We start from the raw sequence: 19,803 nt of genomic DNA, 5'->3' as shown, positions 1-19,803 counted from the left end.
GTATTGTTTCAGATAAGTTCAGCCTTGCACATGGGGATTACACCTCAAAGCAGTGTGAGATCTCCACTAAACCATAGCAACCGGTTTAACATGATTAAGTCTGTAATAGGTGCCTTCTTAAAGAGCATAAGTCAGCGATGAAAGCAGCGTTATTTTCGGAGGAAGAAATGGATAACCCTTCGTGCCATGAGGTACTTGACCATTTAAACGAGTTTTTTAACAGCAGGGTTGAATCACCGTTCTACCGTAAAAGCTTACTGAGTTTGGTAGAAGGATCCCGATCTGAACAAACGGTGACAATCAGGGCAATTTACGAAACCTACATGCAATATGTAAAAGCGAACATAAGTGTAGTTACTGCCATTCCCGAAGAAAAAGAAATGTGGTCAGTCTTACTGCATCATTGGCAATAGAGGACATTCAACAGATAAGTGTTGATCACCCTCTGCCTGAAATACGACTGCTCTGACAGAGCTGTTTCACTCTTTCAAAAAGTGGCTTCAGGAGGCCCATCCACGTTTCATATTTCTGGCAGGTGCGCTGATCAGTGGAATCGTAACAGAACCGGGAGGTGTAGCAATATGGATGATCTAAGCTATCTGCATTCTGCGATGCCAGCAAAAAGAGAGGGTTGGTCTCAGTTTTTGAGTGAAATGCTTCTTTCTGATAGCCTGGAAATTGGTGTTTCTTATGAGGAATCACTAAGTTTATTATTACCCCAATATCGAAGCAGAATGCGTTCAACTGAAATTGATATCAGCGATACCCTGGGCCTGAATACCCTGATTAAGTGTTTAGCAGCCTTTGAAGATAACGCCAAAGTCATTGTTTTCCCGTTAAAAAATAGCTTTATTTCTGGAAGTTGCTTCATCATCGGTGATGAAATTATTGGTTGTGCTTTCATTAAACGTGGCCATAGTCGTTCTAAAGAAGGGCTTTGGATAGAGGGAAAAAAGTTGTGTTAATAGGTACTAAGGAAAAACCTCTGACAATCCACCTCCGTTCTTTGTGACGCGAAAATTTTAATCTCATAATGGCATTCTGTCTGGCGTGAAAATGTAAGTAACCTTTCCAGAGAGGGTAAAAGGGTATGAGCGATGGAGTTTTGATTCACGTGAGAAAAGGAGACTATGCGATTCTTGAAACTAAAGAGGGTTATATAATCAGTGTTTTGTTTCCTAATGCCTACAAAAACTCTCACTTTGATGTGAGCAGAGATTTTAAGCTGGATATATCAGGGCTGATACAGTCAGGTGATTTTGAAGCACTTGATGCATTATCTAAGGATATAAGAAGGGATTATGCCTCATTTCAACGGTATGAGACTGAAAGGGTCAACGTTACAGGACGACGACTGATGAGTAAATTGAAATTAGCCATGAAACCCTGGGATTTCACATTATATCGGTGTGGTACCGAGACGCATGTACTGAAGGTCATTTTCAGTGAGGGAGATTACAAAGTCGATGTTGAGAGATTTTTTATTGTCACTGACTCCCTACTGAACGCAGAAGACCTGGTGAGTACGTGCGAGAGGTTAGCGGAAAATATCAGGATTTCCTACAAATATTATGCAAAAAGCCAAATAAGTAAGCGTGATTTTGATTTTCTCTGAATGTGATTTTCAGGATGGGTACAGATTTTAATGCCAGTGTTTTGCTGCAGCCAGAACAGTAACGAACGGGAGCTCTCGTTTCAGGGAGTACTATTATAATAGCGTATCGAAATCTGTAAAGATTCGATGAAACTGATTTTCCTTTAACCCCTATTCAAGGCATTAATGTAGAGACATCGCTGACGATTAAATTTTCTCAGGCAGGTAATAATGAAATTCTTTATAAGAGTGATTTTTTTGATTATTGTCTTAGGTGTCACAACAGGTGCCGATATGGCTTCTGAGAATTCACAATCGTTGTCTCAGTATGATAATTTAAGTAATATTTCAGCTATCTTTAATAACCATGCAGTTGTTTCCAGATTGAAATCTGTGCTGGGGAAAGATTACAATGAATTTAATCAGAATTTCGATGTTTTTGGTGAGCCTCATAAAACTAAAGAAGGTGGTTTATTCGTTGAGGGCTGGCTAAAAGATCTTTATCTTGAACAGGCTTCAGCATTTGTCATACAGCCTGATGGGGACATTTATGCTGCGTGGTTTTCTCCGGAAAACAATGAAGTGCATTATGTCACTAACGCACCGCAAAGGAAAATACAGGAAGATATTGCTGGCTGGGCGAAGCGTTTTGACAAGGTGCCGCCACCTGTTGTGACTGTTGAACACAAAAAGAACAGCAAAACAGAACGCTTTTTCGAGACAAATAAATTCAGGATTAAAATCACCTCGCTTTGTATGACTGATTCAGATTGCAATGATGTTAGCTATGAAGGCGTTCGAAAGTCAGATGGAGCAGTTGCCAGACTGAAAGGTAAAGCGATGAAAAGCGACTGTGGTAAAGCCTCTTGCCCAATTCTCACCTATACATTTAGAAATCATGATGCAAATTATATTATTAATAACGTGATCAATAATCTTTCCGTTAGTGTTAATGGTAAGCTTATACTTTCCGAAACAGGGAAGTGGAGTGATGTTCCGGATAAATAAGCAGGCTCGCGTTCTAACAACGCATTGCCGTAATGAGCATGATGCAATCGTGTGAAATGCACAATAAATTTAGTGTCCTGTCGATGGAGAGGTAAGGGCAGGGTTATAATCTTGTCTCAATCTGTAATAACAAAGATGAGTATTTAAATATGAGCTTAAAATACGCAACTGGAGAGCTGGTTTTTAATGATTCTTTGAGTTTGAACCCAAAAATAACAAAGCAGGAGTTAATGTCAATCCCTGGATTTACCTGGGAGGCATGGCCAGATAATGGTGGAAATACAGTTTCATACAGAAGTGTTTTTCCGCTTAAAAAAACTAATAGCGGCGATATTTATTTGGTTGTCAGTTTTTTTGAGTCAGGTAACTCAGACGTTGCAATATCGCACTGGAACTTTGCACCAGACAAATTGTTGGCAGGCGAGCAGGAAAGCCTGGCTGGGAACGTAACTCAAAGGTTAAAACGTTGGTTTAAGGAACAAACGAGATCTTCATTACCTTTAAACGGGGTCTGGGGTAGCATTGGTGTAGCTTATGACGTTTATAACAGAACGGCTACAGTCAATTGTCACTATCGTTCTGCACCCGATAAATAGAATTAATAAAAATAACTTTTAACAATAACGAAACAGGATAAGAGGCGTGATTGTGAATGCTATTAAATTCACGATGATATTAATATGAAGGATGATGTGTTTTTTAAGCCATAAATTTAGTTTCTTGATCTTTCAGGATGCAAAATACCGCCTGATTTAGCTGAAATATCTCTTATGCTCTTGATTATAGCATATAGTTAAGTGAAATGCTAAGTGGGCTAATTGTTTATATCTATCTAATAATTAACGGGCGAATAAATATAGTTGTGAGGTCATAACATTAGGTTGTAGATTGTATTTCGATAGTGTAAAGGTCTTAAGTTTATCAATTTTTTCTGGAAGTTACTTACACTTTTATTGAGTCCATTTTTTTTGATGAGCTACTTTTACTCGACATTTAACTCTTAAGATTTCAAGAGTAATAAAGAGGGGTTTACTATGACAGTAAATAATTCAGACAAAAAGCTTTTATATTTCCTGGCTCCAGATTTGTTACGTCATTATATAGATTTTCAAAATATAGAGTCTTTTTTTTCAAGGAGCATTATGACGGGCAGAGCAAAGGAAGAAATTGATATTCATCTCATTGGCGTCAAAAATATGGGGGGCGAGGTTATAGGAAGTGTCTCGTTAAAAGAAAATCTTAGTCTCTATCAGGGATGCTATGTATATATTTTAGCTGGTTATGACAGGCACTATGGTTTTGAACTCTATCTCAATGATAAACAGACTAAAGTTCTGGGTGTTATGATTGTCAGGCTGAGAACAAAAAGTGAAAAAGAAACTCAATGGGAAAGGGATGTGTTAGGCATTAATCATCCATGAATTTTCTTAAATAATCAGGTTTTTAGTACACCAGGCAGGGCTCTGAATGGATCATAAACCCGTCAGGGCTGAAGCAAAGTCTGGAGGCCTGACAGGATGCGGCTGATATCGCTGCGGTGAGGGGGAGTTGGAGTAAAAGCAAACAATTTCCTGGCCTTAACAGGTCAAGAAAAATGAGGTGTATACGTATATCAGTCTGGGAAGGATTAAATCCCGCTCAATGAGAATCTATGGATGAGTTAAAAATGTGTGTTCCAGAGAGAAAAGACGCTGAAATGATGTTACTGAATCTTTTAACCCGCACTTTAAAAAATCAGGCTGATATTGCCCTGTTAATGGATTTAGCAACAAAAAATGAGTACTCAATTCCAATGAAAGGTATCAGACATAAATTTGACAGCATGGAGAAACAGCCACTTACACAAGATGACTGGAATGATATGGATACATTAATGCACTATTTTGGTCCTTAGCTCTTGCTGCGCAACAGAGAAAAATGACTATGAAATGTAGTAGAGTTTTTTCTCCCACGTAATTGAAAAGGAATTTTTATGATAGACCTAAGATTGCCGGATTTTGATCTTAATATTTACGCCAGGAAGTATGCGCATTTACTTCCTGAGCTATCGCCTCAGCTCATCAACCGGATGGCATACGAACATCAGCCGATGCCCGATGAAAAGCCCACGAAACCTGAGTGGATGTATACGCTGAAACAACGCATTTCCGATGTTGAGGCTTTAGACAAAGCCAAAGGTTTACTGATTGGACTTGCTGTTGGTGATGCCGTGGGAACCACGCTGGAATTCCAGACCCGCGACAGTTCTCATATTTACGATATGGTTGGCGGTGGTCCTTTCAATCTTAAGGCCGGAGAGTGGACCGATGACACCTCAATGGCGCTGTGTCTGGCAGAAACCTATATTGAAAAGCAAAGCTGTGACATTGATTTATTCAGGAAAAAATTAATCCAGTGGTACAAAACGGGGCATAATAGCGCGAATGGAATCTGTTTTGATATCGGTAATGCGACCCGCTATGCTCTGGAACAAGTTATCAAGCATGGGCCTGATTGGTTGGGCAACAACTCTCCCGAAACAGCAGGTAATGCTGCATTGATTCGGCATGCGCCCGTGGCTATTTTTAGAAGGAAATCTTTTATTGATGGTTGGCGTGATGCCAGCATTCAAAGTATGGCAACGCATGGTGCACCAGAGTCAATAAATAGCTGTCAGTATTTGAATTCCATTTTACATTATCTTTTAAATGGTTTTGGTAAAAATGAAGCCCTCGCGCCTCATAAAATGTCTTTAATGGTAAGACTTCTGATCATCAATGCCGGTGAATATAAAGAAAAGCATCGTGATCAAATCCGCTCTTCTGGCTATGTCATCGACACCCTTGAGGCCGCATTATGGGCCGTCTGGCATACAGACAATTTCAAAGATGCCATTTTGCTGGCGGCAAATCTTGCTGATGATGCTGATAGCGTGGCAGCCACCGCAGGTCAGTTAGCAGGCGCTTTGTATGGACTGTCAGGCATTCCTGCAGAGTGGGTTGATAAAATAGTCGATAAAGACAGAATCCTTTCGATGGCAGAAGAGTTGTTTCACCTCGCACCGGAAGAAACGGATTAATTTCAGGTAGGGGATTCTTTTGTTGCCCTGATATAACCCGGCAGGGCCGCTGGCATTCGCCATGAATGCTCTCATCAGCGGCCCGGCGTTAGTGACTCCGTAAGCCATTTCCTCCCCTTGCCCATATCCCTCCTTCCCGAACACAATCTTTTTCCTATGACCCACCTCTTCTTTTACTCCTTTCCCTGTCCCAAACCCCCTGAAAAACCCACCCATCATCACTATTACCTCTGGCTATAACCTGCCGTTATACCCTCCTGCTAAACAAGCATTCGTCACCTTTCAGAACGCATGAAATAGTGGTTTCAGAACCTGATCTTTTGGCTGAAACGAGAGACAACATGCTAATCCCACAACCCTATTTACTCTTTCTTGGCGATGTAACCGATCCCCTCGCGGCAAAAACGGCGCGCGGCGTTCATATCTGGCGGCCGGAGCAGTGCGTTGGCGAAATCAAACTGCCGGGCTGTACGGTCAGCCTGGGTCTCGATGAACTGGATATTCCCGGTGCCATAGCGCGCGGCGCAAAAACGCTGGTGCTTGGCACAGCCAATGCCGGCGGCTATCTGCCTGCACACTGGCTGGAAACCATCAAAAGTGCCATCAAAGCAGGCATGAATGTTGCCAGTGGTCTGCACCATCGGCTGGTGGATGAGCCGGAACTGGTAGCGCTTGCGCAGGCTTCGGGTGTTGAGCTTTTTGACCTGCGTCATATGCGACCAACGCTCAGTGTGGGCAGCGGTAAGAAGCGTTCAGGTAAGCGGATACTGACGGTGGGTACGGACTGCTCAGTGGGCAAAATGTACACCTCACTGGCGCTGGAAGCGGCAATGCGTGTGCGCGGCATGAAAGCTGATTTCCGTGCCACGGGGCAGACCGGCATTCTGGTCGCAGGTGAGGGCATTGCTGTCGATGCGGTCATCGCTGATTTTATTGCCGGTGCAGCAGAAGCGCTGTCACCGGCAAATGACGAGGACCATTGGGATATCGTCGAAGGCCAGGGCTCTCTGTTCCATCCCTCTTATGCGGGCGTGAGTATGGGGCTGATGCACGGTGCGCAACCGCACTGGCTGGTCATGTGCCATGAAATGGGACGTCCTCATATGCGTCATCTGCCACACCAGCCCATGGTCAGCCTGCAGGCGTGCGTTGAAGCCAATCTGCGTGCCGCGCAGGTGACCAGTGAGTCGGTTCAGCTGGCGGGTTTTGCTATCAACACCTCCAGTTACAGCGAAGAAGAGGCGCTCGCTTATTGCGCCGAAATCAGCGCTGAGTTCGGCTTACCGGCCACGGATCCTGTGCGTTTTGGTATTGATGAGATCGCCGCACTGCTTCAGGAGCGTGGCTGAAATGCGACAGTTGCAGATTGAGGTGGTGGAGCTGCCGCTGGCCCGGCCTTTTGCTATCGCACGCGGAACCCGTACCGCCGTGACGGTCGTCCGGGTCACGCTGGAGCAGGAGGGGTTCATCGGGCAGGGCGAATGTACCCCGACGGCCCGCTACGATGAGACGCCCGACAGCGTTCAGGCCCTGCTCGAAGCGGTACGCACTGACGTGGAGTCGGGTCTCAGCCGTCATGATCTGCAACACCGTTTACCCGCCGGTTCAGCGCGCAACGTGCTGGACTGTGCGCTTTGGCGACTTGATGCCGCACGGGCGAATCAGACGCTGTGGCAAATGAGTGCGTGCTCTCAGCCAGCGTCGGTGGTGACGGCAGAAACCCTCAGCCTGGATACACAGGAATTGATGGCTCTCGCGGCGGCGGATGCCGTGTCACGTGGTGCCATCCTGCTCAAAATTAAGCTCGACCGCAGTGAGATTCTGGAAAAAGTGGCGGCGATTCGTGCGGCGGCACCGCATGCCACGCTCATTATCGATGCCAATGAAGCCTGGTCGGGGCTGGACCTGGAAAGCCTGCTGGTGGCACTGAAGGCCTTCAACATTGCGATGGTGGAGCAACCCCTTCCCGCCGGACAGGATCATGACCTGCAACGCTTTAAGCATCCGATACCGGTCTGTGCTGATGAGAGCTGCCATACGCGGGCAGACATTGCCGGATTACGCGATCGTTACGAGATGGTCAACATCAAACTGGATAAGTGCGGTGGCCTGACCGAAGCGCTGGCGATGGTGAATGAAGCCCGGATGCTGAATATGCGCATCATGGTCGGTTGCATGCTGGGATCGTCACTGGCCATGGAGGCCGCATTGCCCGTCGCGGTTAACGCTGAGTTCGTCGATCTGGATGGGCCTATCTGGCTTGCCGCCGACAGTTCTCCTTTCCTGAGCTACTCCGAAGGCCGTATCTGGCTATAACTCTGCGAGGCGACGATGACGGACACACAACGTACTTCCCCGGCAACCCGCGCGGCTTCGCCATCTCCCGTGCTGGCGATTCAGGATCTCAGCGTCTCATTTCATGGCCGCAGCGGAGAGAATCAGGCACTCAAAGGCATCAGTTTTGCCATTAATCCGGGTGAAATTGTCGCCGTGGTGGGTGAAAGCGGATCGGGTAAATCGGTCACGTCACTGGCGGTGATGGGCCTGCTGGCAAACAACGGCCGTATCGATCGAGGCAGCATGCAGTTTCGCGACCGGAGCGGAAAAGTGCATGCGTTAGAAACGCTGGATGACGCTCAGCGCCGCACACTGCGTGGCCGTGAAATGGCGATGATCTTTCAGGAGCCCATGACCTCGCTGAATCCGGTGCTGCGCATTGATGATCAACTTACCGAGGCATTACGCGATCATCACCTGTGTGACAGAAAGCAGGCCCATGCGCGCGCATGTGAATTACTGCGACAGGTGCGCATCGCCGACGTGGATCGCGTCATGAAAAGCTATCCGCACTCGCTGTCAGGCGGCATGCGGCAGCGTGTGATGATTGCGCAGGCCCTTGCCTGTGATCCGCAACTCCTGATTGCTGATGAGCCTACCACTGCCCTGGATGTCACCGTGCAGGCGCGCATTCTTCATATACTGCGTGACCTGCAACGCGAGAAACAGATGGCGGTGCTGTTTATCACCCATGATATGGGCGTGGTTGCGGAAATCGCCGATCGCGTGGTGGTCATGCTGCGAGGCGAAGTGGTCGAGCAGGGAACCGTGTCTGAGATTTTTGCCGCCCCGCAGCACGCTTATACCCAGGCGTTACTGGCTGCCGTACCCAGACTCGGCGATATGCGGGAACACGCGTGGCCGCACCGCTTTCCTCTGCCCGGCGCGCGGGACGCTGTGCAAAGCGAGCAGCAAACCGCGCGCTATGACGAGGCGCCGCTGCTGGATGTACGCGGGTTGAAAGTCTATTACCCCATCCGCAGCGGCATCTTTTCGGGCCTGACGCATCATGTGCATGCGGTGGAGCAGGTTGATTTCAGTCTGTGGCCAGGTGAAACCCTGGCGATCGTGGGCGAAAGCGGCTGTGGCAAATCGACAACCGGACGGGCGCTGATGCGCCTCATCAACAGTGAGGCTGAAAGCATTCATTTTGAAGGAAAGGAAATCTCTGACCTGAAAGAGGCGGAGTTCCAGCCGCTCCGGCGTGAAATCCAGATGGTGTTTCAGGATCCCTATGCGTCTCTGAATCCCCGCCTGACAGTAGGGTTCACCATTGCCGAGCCGTTGCTGTTACATGGCATGGTCTCTTCACTTGAACAGGCCTCTCCACAGATCGATGCGCTGCTGAAAAGCGTCGGCCTCCTGCCAGAGCACGCGCGTCGTTATCCGCACGAATTTTCTGGCGGTCAGCGTCAGCGTATTGCCATTGCCCGCGCCATGGCGCTGAAACCGAAAGTGATTATTGCGGATGAAGCGGTGTCGGCGCTCGATGTCTCAATTCAGGCGCAGGTGGTGAATCTGATGATGGACCTGCAGCAGCAAACGGGCGTGGCATGGATTTTCATCTCTCACGACATGGCGGTCGTCGAGCGTATTGCGAATCGCGTCGCGGTGATGTACCTCGGCCAGATAGTCGAGCTTGGACCGCGCCAGTCAGTCTTTAATCAGCCGCAACATCCCTATACCCAACGTCTGCTGGCCTCCGTGCCGGTCGCGGATCCAGAGAACCGTCAGCCCCGACTTTTCGATGACAGCGAAATTCCCTCGCCGTTGCGTAAGGTGGGCGAAACGGTTACCAAACCCCGTTATCGCCAGGTTGCGCCCCAGCACTGGGTCGCTGACGGCATTGCATTGCAGTAATCCTCAACGACCAGGAGAATGTATGAAAACGCTTTTTCGCCGCACTACGCTAGCCCTCGCACTGACGACGACGCTGGTCATGACTGCGCAGGCACAGGATCTGCGCATTTCAATGTATGCCGATATCACGGGGCTGGATCCGCACGACACCTCGGATAATGTCAGCTATTCGGTTCAGAGCGGCATCTTCGAGCGCCTGTTCCAGTTTGATCCTCAGATGAAGCTGCAGCCCTGGCTGGCGACCGGTTATACCTCCAATGACAGTGCCACCGAATTTACGCTGACGCTGCGCAAAGGCGTCACTTTCCAGGACGGTACCCCTTTTGATGCCGAAGCCGTTAAAGCTAACCTTGAGCGTCTGGCAGACCAGAAAAAAGGGCTGAAGCGTAACAGCCTCTACAAAATGATCGATAAGGTCACGGTGCTGGCACCCGACCGGGTGAAAATCGATCTCAATCAGTCGTTCGGGGCCTTTATCAACACGCTGGCGCATCCTTCCGCGGTGATGTGGAGTCCAGCGATTCTGAAGCAATATCCGGTCGAAGCGCAGTTGCGGCTGCATCCGGTGGGAACCGGTCCGTTTACCTTTGTTGACTGGAAACCGGGCAAAGCCGTTACCCTGGCCAGATATGCAGGCTACTGGCAGCAGGGATGGCCTAAAGTCGACCATGTCATCTTCTCGCCGAGTCCGGAAGATGCGACACGAGTAGCGGCGCTGAAATCGGGTCAGGTGGATGCCATCTGGCCGCTGCCGTCAGACCTGATCGCGGCCGTGAAGCAGGACAGCCATCTCTCCATTCAGCGCGATCCGAGCATTTATCTTTATTACATGGCGATCAACACGCAGCACAAACCGCTGGCCGATGTTCGGGTGCGTCAGGCAATCAACTACGCGATTGACCGTAATCTGTGGCTGAAAGTGGCCTTTGCCGGTCTGGGCAAACCGGCCACCTCCGCGATACCGGAAGGCGTACAGTTCTATCAGAAACAGGGCGATCCTGATTACAGCTATGCGCCGGATAAGGCCAGAGCCTTGCTGAAAGCGGCGGGCTATCCGGACGGGCTGGATCTGAAGCTCTGGGTAACGAATGCCACGGCCAGCGTCCGTGCCGCTCAGGTGCTGAAAGCACAACTGGCCACGGCGGGCATTCGTGTCACGGTAACCCCGATGGATTCCGGTACGCGCAATGCAAAATTGTGGGGCGTTCAGGACCCGAAAAAGGCGGAGTTTGACCTCTATTATGGCGGCTGGTCGACCTCAACCGGTGATGCCGACTGGGCGCTGCGTCCGCTGTTTGCCACCGAATCCTGGGTGCCGACCTCCTATAACGTCTCTTACTTCAGCAACCCTGACGCAGACAAAGCGATAGCGGCCGGGCTGGCGACGGCCGATCCGGCAAAGCGTGGCATCGCCTATGCCCAGGCGCAGAAGGTGTTGTGGAAAGAAGCCCCGGTGGCGTTCCTTGGCACGCCAGACAATCTGGTGGGCAAGCGCAACACGCTCGGCGGCGTTTCGATGCTGCCTGATGGCAATTTACTGTTCACTCAGGCGTCCTTTAAATAAGACGGTTTCTTCTTTCTCGCCCCCTGTCCGCAACGGGTCGGGGGCGTGAGGAGGCCAGTCGCACCTCATTTCAGGGAATGGCATGTTTGCATACATCATTCGCCGATTGCTGGAGATGATCCCGGTTTTGCTGGTGGTCTCGTTGCTGGTTTTCGGTTTTATCAAGCTCATGCCGGGCGACCCGGCGCGCATTTATGCCGGGCCGGATGCGCCGGTTGAGGCGATCGAAGCGGCGCGTCAGCATCTCGGGCTTAACGATCCGCTGCCGCAGCAGTATGTTCACTGGATCGGCAGCCTGTTGCAGGGCGATCTGGGCACCACGTATCGCACCCAGCAACCCGTGCTGACGGTGATCAGGGAAGGCTTCATGCCGACACTGTGGCTCGCCCTGGCGGGTTTTACCTGGTCCGTCATTCTCGGTTTGTTATTCGGCGTGATGGCTGCACTGAAACGGGGACGATGGCAGGACTGGACGCTGATGAGCGCGGCGGTAGGCGGCATTTCAATGCCGGCCTTCTGGCTGGGACTGTTGCTCATCCAGTTCGTCGCGATGCCTTTCGGGCTGTTCTCGGTCAGCGGCTTTAACCAGGCCAGCGATATTGTCCTGCCCGCCATCACGCTGGGTTCATCGGTTGCGGCGGTCATGGCGCGTTTTACCCGCTCGGCCTTCCTGGAGGTCGCGCAGGAAGACTACGTGCGGACCGCCAGGGCAAAAGGGCTGCGTAACCGCCTGGTCACGTGGAAACATGTGATGCGCAATGCGCTCATCCCGGTGATTACCATGCTGGGCCTGCAGTTCGGTTTTCTGCTGGGCGGCTCCATCGTCGTGGAGAGTGTTTTCAACTGGCCAGGGTTAGGCTGGTTATTGATTGAGTCGATCAAAGCGCAGGATCAGCCGGTCATTCAGGCGCTGGTGATGCTGTTCGTGTTTGAGTTTATCGTGATTAATCTGCTGGTCGATCTGCTATACGCGGTGGTCAATCCGGCTATTCGTCTGCGACAGGAGCCGAAATGAGTATTCAATCGCTGACTGAAAACCCGCCTCAGATCATTCGTTCGCCGTGGCGTGACTTCCTGCATGCCTTTGTACGTAACCCTCTGGCGCTGGTTTCAGGCGGGTTCGTCCTGTTATTAATTGTGGTGGCGATCTTTGCACCCTGGCTGGCGCCCTGGGATCCCATGGCCCCGGACTGGATGGCGTTATCATCGCCACCCACGGCGGCACACTGGATGGGGACCGACGAACTGGGGCGCGATCTGCTCAGTCGCATTATCTATGGCGCGCGTATCTCGCTCTATATCGGCGTGCTGTCGGTGACGATCGGTATGTTGGTTGGGGTCATGCTGGGTTTACTGGCGGGCTATTACGGCGGCTGGGTCGATATGCTGATCATGCGCGGTGCCGACGTATTATTTGCCTTTCCGGGCATGTTGCTGGCCATTGCGGTGGTGGCGCTGCTGGGCACGGGCCTGAACAATGTTATTATCGCGGTCGCAGTATTCAGCGTACCGGTATTTGCGCGTATCGTGCGGGCATCAACGCTCTCTCTGAAGCAGGCTGCCTATGTTGAAGCCGTGCGCTGTGCCGGTGCGCCAGACCGGGTGATTATTCTGCGGCATATTCTGCCCGGCACGCTCTCCAGCGTCATTGTCTACTTCACCATGCGCATCGGCACCAGTATTCTGACCGCGGCGGGCCTGAGTTTTATCGGACTGGGTCCGGAGCCAGACGTGCCGGAATGGGGCAACATTCTGGCGATGAGCCGCAGCATGATGATGGCCGGATCCTGGCATATGAGCGTATTTCCGGGGCTGGCGATCTTTATCACCGTGCTGGCATTCAATCTGCTTGGAGACGCGCTGCGCGACACGCTCGATCCCAAACTCAAGGGCTGACTATGGATTTCCAACAACGGCAGCGCGATCTGCTGCTGGATCGCTGGCGTGACAGACGTCAGCTTGGGCAGCCGCGAAGCGCATGCGGCCCCACTAATCGCATCAGCGATGTTGCGGGCGTACGTGTCGGACATTACACGCTGAATGAAGGCGAAAAGCAGACTGGCGTCACCGCTATCGTACCGCCGGGCGACAATCTGTTTCTCACGCCGCTGCCGTGTGGCGCTGAGGTGCTGAACGGCTTTGCCAAACCCGTCGGACTGGTCCAGATAGAGGCGCTGGGCGTGCTTCAGACGCCGATCCTGCTCAGTAACACGCTGGCGGTCGGCACGCTGTTTACCACGCTGGTGCGGGATGCCATCCGTCGCAACCCGGAACTGGGCCGCACGTTGCCCACGGTCAACCCACTGGCGCTGGAGTGCAACGATGGCTGGCTGAATGATATCCAGGCGCTGGCTATCAGTGAGGCGATGGCGCAGGCGGCGCTGCAGACGGCCTCTGCCGACTTTGCGCGTGGCAGCGTTGGCGCGGGACGCGGGATGAGCTGTTTCAGCCTGAAAGGGGGCATCGGAACCGCCTCGCGCGTGATTCCCTCGCTCAACGCCACGCTTGGCGTGCTGGTGCTGGCCAATTTCGGCACGCTGGAGGCGTTAACGCTGGATGGCGTGCGGACGGGTGAGATGATTGCGCCGCTGCTGGCGGGAGATGCGCCACAGCTGGATGCCGGTTCTGTCATCATCATCATGGCGACGGATGCCCCGCTGGACGCCCGTCAGCTGAAGCGCATTGCGAAGCGGGCCGGTGCTGGTCTGGGACGGCTGGGCAGTTACTGGGGCCACGGCTCCGGCGATATTGCGGTGGCATTTTCAACACAACCGCTGCCGCAGCCGCCACAGGATGACATGCTGGAGCCGCTGCTTGCGGCGGCGGCAGATGCAACGGAACAGGCTGTACTGGATGCCTTGTTGAGCGCAGAGGCGGTTACCGGCTTTCGCGGTCATCATCGCCCCTCACTGACGCAGATTCTGGATAAATTAACCTCATGAAAATTTTTATCTCGGCCGACATTGAAGGTATCGCGGGGGTCATGCGCCCGGAGCAATGTACACCTGGTCACCCGGAACATCAGCTGGCCCGGGGACTGATGGAGCAGGAAGTGAATGCCGCGATTGAAGGGGCTTTCGCAGGCGGGGCAACGGAAGTGGTTGTGGCAGACAGCCATGCTCAGATGACCAATTTACGTGCGGAAAATATCGATCCCCGCGCCCGACTGGTGCAGGGAAAACCCCGCTGCCTGTCGATGGTGGAGGGGATAGAACAGCAGACGTTCGACGGGCTGTTTCTGGTGGGATTTCACAGCGCAGCAGGTGAATCCGGCGTACTGGCGCATACCATCAACGGTCGTGCATTCTGGCGTATTCATATCAATGGCCTGGTGATGGGAGAAACCGATATTTATGCCGCCGCTGCCGCTGAACAGGGCACGCCATTGCTGCTGGTCACCGGCGACGATCAGTTACAGAACTGGATAGCGGAACACTACCCGTCAGTCGATTACGTCTGTGTAAAACGCGCCATTTCTCATACCTGCGCGGAATCGATAAGCCCCCAGGCGGCCCAGCGTGCCATCGCCACCGCCGCCAGCACCGCACTGCAACATCCCCCTCAGGTGAGCACAACCCGCCTGACGGCACCTTACGCGATGCAGCTTCAGGCCACTAAACCGGTGCTGGCCGATCTGTTCAGCCTGATCCCCGGCGTCACGCGCCTCGATGCCGTTACCGTGGCGTATCAGGCGGAGAAGATGGAGACGTTAATCAGCTTACTCAGCGCATTCTCTTATCTGGCGAGTACCCAGTCGTAGCGGCATTATCCCTGGGTGACTGCGCCGGTTTTGCGGTACAGTTTTTGCTTCATGATCATGATGGCTCTCTCACTCTCCGCCGGTGCAGCCGGTCGGAGAGGCCTCCGTGTTCGCTATTCCAGCCAGGGTAAATCACCATGCGGCTCCGCCATATAGAGGTCTTTCAGGCCATCGTACAGACCGGCAGCATCAGTGCAGCGGCGCGCCTGCTGAATGTGTCGCAGCCGAATATCAGCCGTGTGCTGAATCACGCTGAGCAGCAGCTGGGATTTGCGCTGTTTGAGCGACGGCTACAGGGAATGAGTGTGACGGCAGAAGGGCGACGCCTGCTGCCTGAAATAGAGGATCTCTGCCAGCGCCTGCAATCTATCACCCAGCTCACCGAGCAGCTGCGGCGTGGCGAAGGGCAATTAGTCCGCGTCGGGGCGGCGCACGCGTTTGGTCAGATGGTGATGGCTCCTGCGCTGGTCACCTGGCGGCAACAGATGGCCTCCGTCAGTGTGGAACTGGTCACCGAGCACTTCAGTACCTTATGCCAGATGATTCTGGAGAATCAGCTCGACTTCGCGCTGGTTTTTGGTCAGCAGGTCGATGCGGATCTGCTGGCTGAACCTCTGTTCCAGTCCTCGATGGTGGCGCTGTTACCGCTCCATCATCCCCGGCATGAACCCGTTACGCTGGAGTGGTTGTGCAACAATAATTTACTGATGATGCAGGCGCAGGATCCGCTGGGGCGCGTACTGCATCGTGCGCTGCGCGATAAAAAACTGAACCCGGCCGTCTCGCTGTCGATCAAAACCTACTCGGTCATTGCGGATATGGTGCTGGCAGGCGGCGGCGCGGGCGTCGTGGATCTCTTCACTGCCTGTCGCTATGCCGAACAGTTAAAACTGCTGCCTATCGCGCAGCCCCTGCCGTTTGAAGTGATGCTGATCAGTCGTCGTGACCAGCCTCAGTCGCAGTCCACTCTGCAACTTAAGCAGGTCATCCGTAACAGACTGTGGGAGATCGCCCGGCAGTGTGAGACGCAGTTTATCCATGGCTGAACAGGTGCCTGCGGAGGCATTTTGCTTGAAGTTCGACCAGTTATTGACCCCGGTGTGGCGTGAAATCACGCTCAGAGCGTCTGTATCACAATGGTGCGCGCTGCACTGACATCATGCGCATTCATCTCCCCATCAGGCCTCTTCACCGCCATACTCCGCTGTTTTAACAGTTGGCGCAGTAATTGCTTTCTGAAAGTTACCGCATCCTGCCTGGCAGGAACAGGCACCGTAGCCTGGTAAGCGGCTTGTGGCGACCCGCCACTCCACAACATCGATTTCAGGCGAAGAAGCCCTACCGGCAATGCTGTCGGCAGGGCTTTTTTTTGGAGTAAATCTATGAATAAGTTGAAAGCTTGGTTTCAGGGGCCGCAGGATATCACCGAAGCAGAGGCCGTTGAGGATTACGCGGTTGGCCGCGTGCCGTCGCACTATCGCTGGCCCATCCCGGCCATTATTCTGGTGTTGCTTGGCAACTCTACCGCTATGTTCTGGTTCAGCCTTGGCGCGGACATGAGCTACCAGGTCGGCTGGCCAATGTTGCTGCTGCCGATAGGTTATATGGTGGTGTTCGCCACCCTGATTGGCTCATGCATTATGAAGATGGCGAGCAAAGAGGGACTTTCACTCAATCTGATGACGCGCGGCCTGGGGTTTGGCTATATGGGCTCAGCCGTCACCTCGCTGATTTACGCGGTGAACTTCATTTTCTATTTCCTGTTCGAAGGCACCATTGTTTCCCACGCCATCGCCAACTATGCGGGCGTGCCGGTCAACTCCCCGATCGGTATCGCCATCTTTGCGCTGATGGGGCTGGCCGCCATCTGGTTTGTCTGGAAAGGCATGTCATCAATGCAATTTCTGCAAACCTGGGGCGTTCCCATTTTCATTGTGCTGTTTGGCTTTTGTATCTGGCAATTAACGCACCACTATCCGGCGGTCAGCTTCAGCGGCTGGCAGCCAAAAGGGGAGGTCGACAGTAACGCATTGTGGCTGGTGATGAATATGGCCAACGGGCAGATTGTTTTTCAGGGCCTGATGGCCACCGACTACGGTCGTTTTGCCCGTCCGGGCATCAGTCATAAAGGCACCGCAACGATCATGCTGGGGATGCTGATCCCGATTGTCGTGGTCATGCTGTTTGGCGCCTTTATGGCCTATACCCTGATGCCGCATATTCAGGGCGAAGATGTCTGGTCGCTGGCGCTCGATCCGGGCTTCGTCTTCCCGCTGATTATTGGTCTGACCGGCGTGTTATTTGCGGTGATTACCCAGATCCGCATTAACGTGCTCAATCTCTACTCAGGTTCAATTGCACTGTCGAATACCATGGATATGGCGTTTAACTATCGGCCTGGGCGTCAGTGGTGGATGTTACTGGTCTGGCTGCTCGGCGTGGTGTTCTATATCTGCAATATCCTGCAGTACACCGGCACTTTCCTGTCCATTACCGGCATTCTCACCAACACCTGGGTATTTATTATCCTTGCTGATTACTTTATCTGCCGCAAAGTGCTGCACCTTGCGCCATCTGATTTCGTGGAGTTCCGCAAAGCGTATCTGCGTATGTGGAACCCGTCCGGCGTCATTGCGTTGTGCGTCGCTGTTGCAATCGGCGCGGCGGGCGTGCTAGGCCTCTATCCGATGGTGTACGCCTCGTTTATTGCCATGCTGGTTGGCCCTGTGCTGCATGTCGCGATCAGCGTGGCCACCCGCGGCAGCTATTACTTCAAAACCTTCCCTGAAGATATGCAAACAAACTGGAAACCCTCCGATGCTTACCAGGGACCGAAACCGGTATTTAATCCGTTACTGAGCAAGGAGGCAGAATAATGCGCATCAATGTTGCAACCATCCAGTTTGAACCCACGCAGTTCAGAAAAGAGGAGAACGTTGCTCGCCTGCTGGCACTGGCAACCCAGGCCGCGCGGGGTGGCGCGCGTTTGATCGTTATGCCGGAAATGGCCACCACCGGTTACTGCTGGCTGGATCGCGCGGAAGTCGCCCCCTATGTCGAAACGGCGGACGGTGCCACCAGCCAGGCATTTGCTGCCATTGCGCGGGAGTTTAACTGCTTTCTGGTCTTCGGCATGCCGGAGCGGGACACGGTCACCGACCTCTACTATAACAGCGCCATTCTGGTCGGGCCGCAGGGCGTAATCGGCGTTCATCGTAAAACTCATCCCTATATTTCAGAACCGAAATGGGCGGCGAATGGTGATAGCGGTCATCAGGTATTTCAGACGGAGATCGGCAATATCGCGCTGTTGATCTGTATGGATATTCACTTTATTGAAACCGCCCGGCTGGCCGCGCTGGGTGGGGCGCAAATTATCTGCCACATCAGCAACTGGCTGGCTGAACGCACGCCAGCGCCTTACTGGCTTACGCGCGCCTGGGAGAATGGCTGTGCGCTGATTGAAAGTAACCGCTGGGGATGGGAGCGGGGCGTGCAGTTCAGCGGCGGCAGTTGTATCGTGGATAGCCACGGACATCTGCTGGCCAGTTGCGACAGCGGCGATCGAATACTCAGTGCTGAATTACCCCTTCCAGAGCAGAATCCGCAACTGAATAAACGTCGGCCTGAGCTGTATCAGCGTTTGATGACCAACACGTTCTTCTGGAATCCAGGGGACTTTTTTGGCTTATATGGCCGTAATCCCTTGCCCGACGGTAAAGCTTCACGCATTGCGGTGGCGCAGTTTCGTCCGCAAGACGATGTTGATGCCAATCTGGCACAGATTCGGCAGAAGGCCGAAGAGGCGAAATCGGGCGGCGCAGAGCTGCTGGTATTGCCGGAACGCGCGCTGACCGGTGGTGACGGTAGCCGCTATGCACTTAAACGGGATGATGCGCCTGTACAGGCGCTGATCGCGCTGGCAATGGAACTGGATATCGCGCTGCTGGTGGGGTTCGCCGAACAGGAAGGGGAGCAGTGCTATAACAGCGCGGTGCTGGTGAGTAGTGAGGGGTTGAGTGCCCATTATCGGCAGATTCATGTCAGTGACCAGGATCGGCACTGGGCCAGCGCAGGCAATCAATGGGTGACGTGCGATCTGCCCTGCGGGCGGGTCGGTATTTTGCTGGGTGAGGATCTGCTGGTGCCGGAAGCCGCACGGATTCTGGCGCTGGAAGGCTGCGACATCATTGCCTGTCCGGCGCGGCTTCATTCACCTGCGCCCATGGCGCACGCAGGCACGGCGATCCCCCACGTCTGGCCGATTCCGCGCGGCGCCGATCCTTACCACTGGCTGCTGCCGCGCGTTCGCGCGGGTGAGAACAACGTCTGGCTGGCGTTTGCTAACTGGCCAGCCGCGGAAGGCGAAAGCTTTGGTCTGAGCGGGATATTTGGCCCCGATACGTTTGCTTTTCCGCGTCAGGAAGCGAAAGCGACCGGTGCGAAGGGGCTGGCGGTGCTGAATATCTCCACGGGATCAGCCGGTACGTCATATCCCGATCATGTTGTCAGACGTAAAGACCTGGTGCTGATGCGTCAGCCGCATTACTACACGGCGCTGGTTGCTAAACCACCGCGATGACCCCAAGACGCGGCCTGTGGTGGGCCGCGTTGATTCAGGA

The 19,803-nt window shown here is 52.9% G+C and carries 18 protein-coding genes; all 18 read left to right on the top strand.

The features are described 5' to 3' along the window. The first annotated feature begins 581 nt into the window (after window positions 1–581). Window positions 582–965, top strand: a complete 384-nt coding sequence (locus tag PU624_RS14895) for a hypothetical protein (protein WP_283545607.1) — start codon at window positions 582–584, stop codon at window positions 963–965. A gap of 125 nt (window positions 966–1,090) precedes the next feature. After that, window positions 1,091–1,615, top strand: coding sequence for a hypothetical protein (locus PU624_RS14890; RefSeq protein WP_283545606.1), 525 nt, complete (start codon window positions 1,091–1,093; stop codon window positions 1,613–1,615). 210 nt (window positions 1,616–1,825) lie between these two features. After that, the gene (locus PU624_RS14885) at window positions 1,826–2,602 is read left to right on the top strand and encodes an Ivy family c-type lysozyme inhibitor (protein ID WP_283545605.1); all 777 of its coding nucleotides are present in this window, start codon (window positions 1,826–1,828) and stop codon (window positions 2,600–2,602) included. A 149-nt stretch (window positions 2,603–2,751) separates the two neighbouring features. After that, entirely contained in the window at window positions 2,752–3,198 is a 447-nt protein-coding gene (locus tag PU624_RS14880; protein WP_283545604.1) for a hypothetical protein, read from the top strand. 438 nt (window positions 3,199–3,636) lie between these two features. Next, window positions 3,637–4,023, top strand: coding sequence for a hypothetical protein (locus PU624_RS14875; RefSeq protein WP_283545603.1), 387 nt, complete (start codon window positions 3,637–3,639; stop codon window positions 4,021–4,023). 230 nt (window positions 4,024–4,253) lie between these two features. Further along, complete coding sequence (locus PU624_RS14870; protein ID WP_283545602.1) at window positions 4,254–4,496, top strand: hypothetical protein; 243 nt, start codon at window positions 4,254–4,256, stop codon at window positions 4,494–4,496. A 78-nt stretch (window positions 4,497–4,574) separates the two neighbouring features. Further along, the gene (tri1, locus tag PU624_RS14865) at window positions 4,575–5,660 is read left to right on the top strand and encodes an ADP-ribosylarginine hydrolase Tri1 (protein ID WP_283545601.1); all 1,086 of its coding nucleotides are present in this window, start codon (window positions 4,575–4,577) and stop codon (window positions 5,658–5,660) included. Window positions 5,661–6,001: 341 nt separating this feature from the next. Then, complete coding sequence (gene dgcN, locus PU624_RS14860; RefSeq protein WP_283545600.1) at window positions 6,002–7,009, top strand: N-acetyltransferase DgcN; 1,008 nt, start codon at window positions 6,002–6,004, stop codon at window positions 7,007–7,009. 1 nt (window position 7,010) lies between these two features. Beyond that, a complete protein-coding gene (gene dgcA, locus PU624_RS14855) occupies window positions 7,011–7,976 on the top strand; it encodes an N-acetyl-D-Glu racemase DgcA (protein WP_283545599.1) in 966 nt (321 codons plus the stop codon). A 15-nt stretch (window positions 7,977–7,991) separates the two neighbouring features. Continuing rightward, window positions 7,992–9,857: an ABC transporter ATP-binding protein gene (locus PU624_RS14850; RefSeq protein WP_283545598.1), complete on the top strand. Its 1,866-nt coding sequence runs from the start codon at window positions 7,992–7,994 to the stop codon at window positions 9,855–9,857. A gap of 22 nt (window positions 9,858–9,879) precedes the next feature. Then, the gene (locus PU624_RS14845) at window positions 9,880–11,421 is read left to right on the top strand and encodes a glutathione ABC transporter substrate-binding protein (RefSeq protein WP_283545597.1); all 1,542 of its coding nucleotides are present in this window, start codon (window positions 9,880–9,882) and stop codon (window positions 11,419–11,421) included. Between the two features lie 82 nt (window positions 11,422–11,503). Continuing rightward, window positions 11,504–12,436: an ABC transporter permease gene (locus PU624_RS14840; protein WP_283545596.1), complete on the top strand. Its 933-nt coding sequence runs from the start codon at window positions 11,504–11,506 to the stop codon at window positions 12,434–12,436. Further along, the gene (locus PU624_RS14835; protein ID WP_283545595.1) at window positions 12,433–13,317 is read left to right on the top strand and encodes an ABC transporter permease subunit; all 885 of its coding nucleotides are present in this window, start codon (window positions 12,433–12,435) and stop codon (window positions 13,315–13,317) included. The genes PU624_RS14840 and PU624_RS14835 overlap by 4 nt, the downstream gene beginning before the upstream one ends. Before the next feature lie 2 nt (window positions 13,318–13,319). After that, complete coding sequence (locus tag PU624_RS14830) at window positions 13,320–14,363, top strand: DmpA family aminopeptidase (RefSeq protein WP_283545594.1); 1,044 nt, start codon at window positions 13,320–13,322, stop codon at window positions 14,361–14,363. Continuing rightward, window positions 14,360–15,181, top strand: a complete 822-nt coding sequence (locus PU624_RS14825; RefSeq protein ID WP_283545593.1) for a M55 family metallopeptidase — start codon at window positions 14,360–14,362, stop codon at window positions 15,179–15,181. Before PU624_RS14830 ends, PU624_RS14825 begins: the two co-directional genes overlap by 4 nt. 137 nt (window positions 15,182–15,318) lie before the next feature. Further along, entirely contained in the window at window positions 15,319–16,227 is a 909-nt protein-coding gene (locus tag PU624_RS14820; RefSeq protein WP_283545592.1) for a LysR family transcriptional regulator, read from the top strand. A gap of 336 nt (window positions 16,228–16,563) precedes the next feature. After that, the gene (locus tag PU624_RS14815; protein WP_283545591.1) at window positions 16,564–18,057 is read left to right on the top strand and encodes a purine-cytosine permease family protein; all 1,494 of its coding nucleotides are present in this window, start codon (window positions 16,564–16,566) and stop codon (window positions 18,055–18,057) included. After that, entirely contained in the window at window positions 18,057–19,763 is a 1,707-nt protein-coding gene (locus PU624_RS14810; RefSeq protein WP_283545590.1) for a nitrilase-related carbon-nitrogen hydrolase, read from the top strand. The genes PU624_RS14815 and PU624_RS14810 overlap by 1 nt, the downstream gene beginning before the upstream one ends. Window positions 19,764–19,803: the final 40 nt, after the last annotated feature.

This window comes from Pantoea sp. Lij88 (genome assembly GCF_030062155.1).
In the GTDB taxonomy this organism is placed as follows: Bacteria; Pseudomonadota; Gammaproteobacteria; order Enterobacterales; family Enterobacteriaceae; genus Pantoea.
Note: the sequence above shows the minus strand (reverse complement) of the source record. Positions and strands in the feature narration are given on the sequence as shown.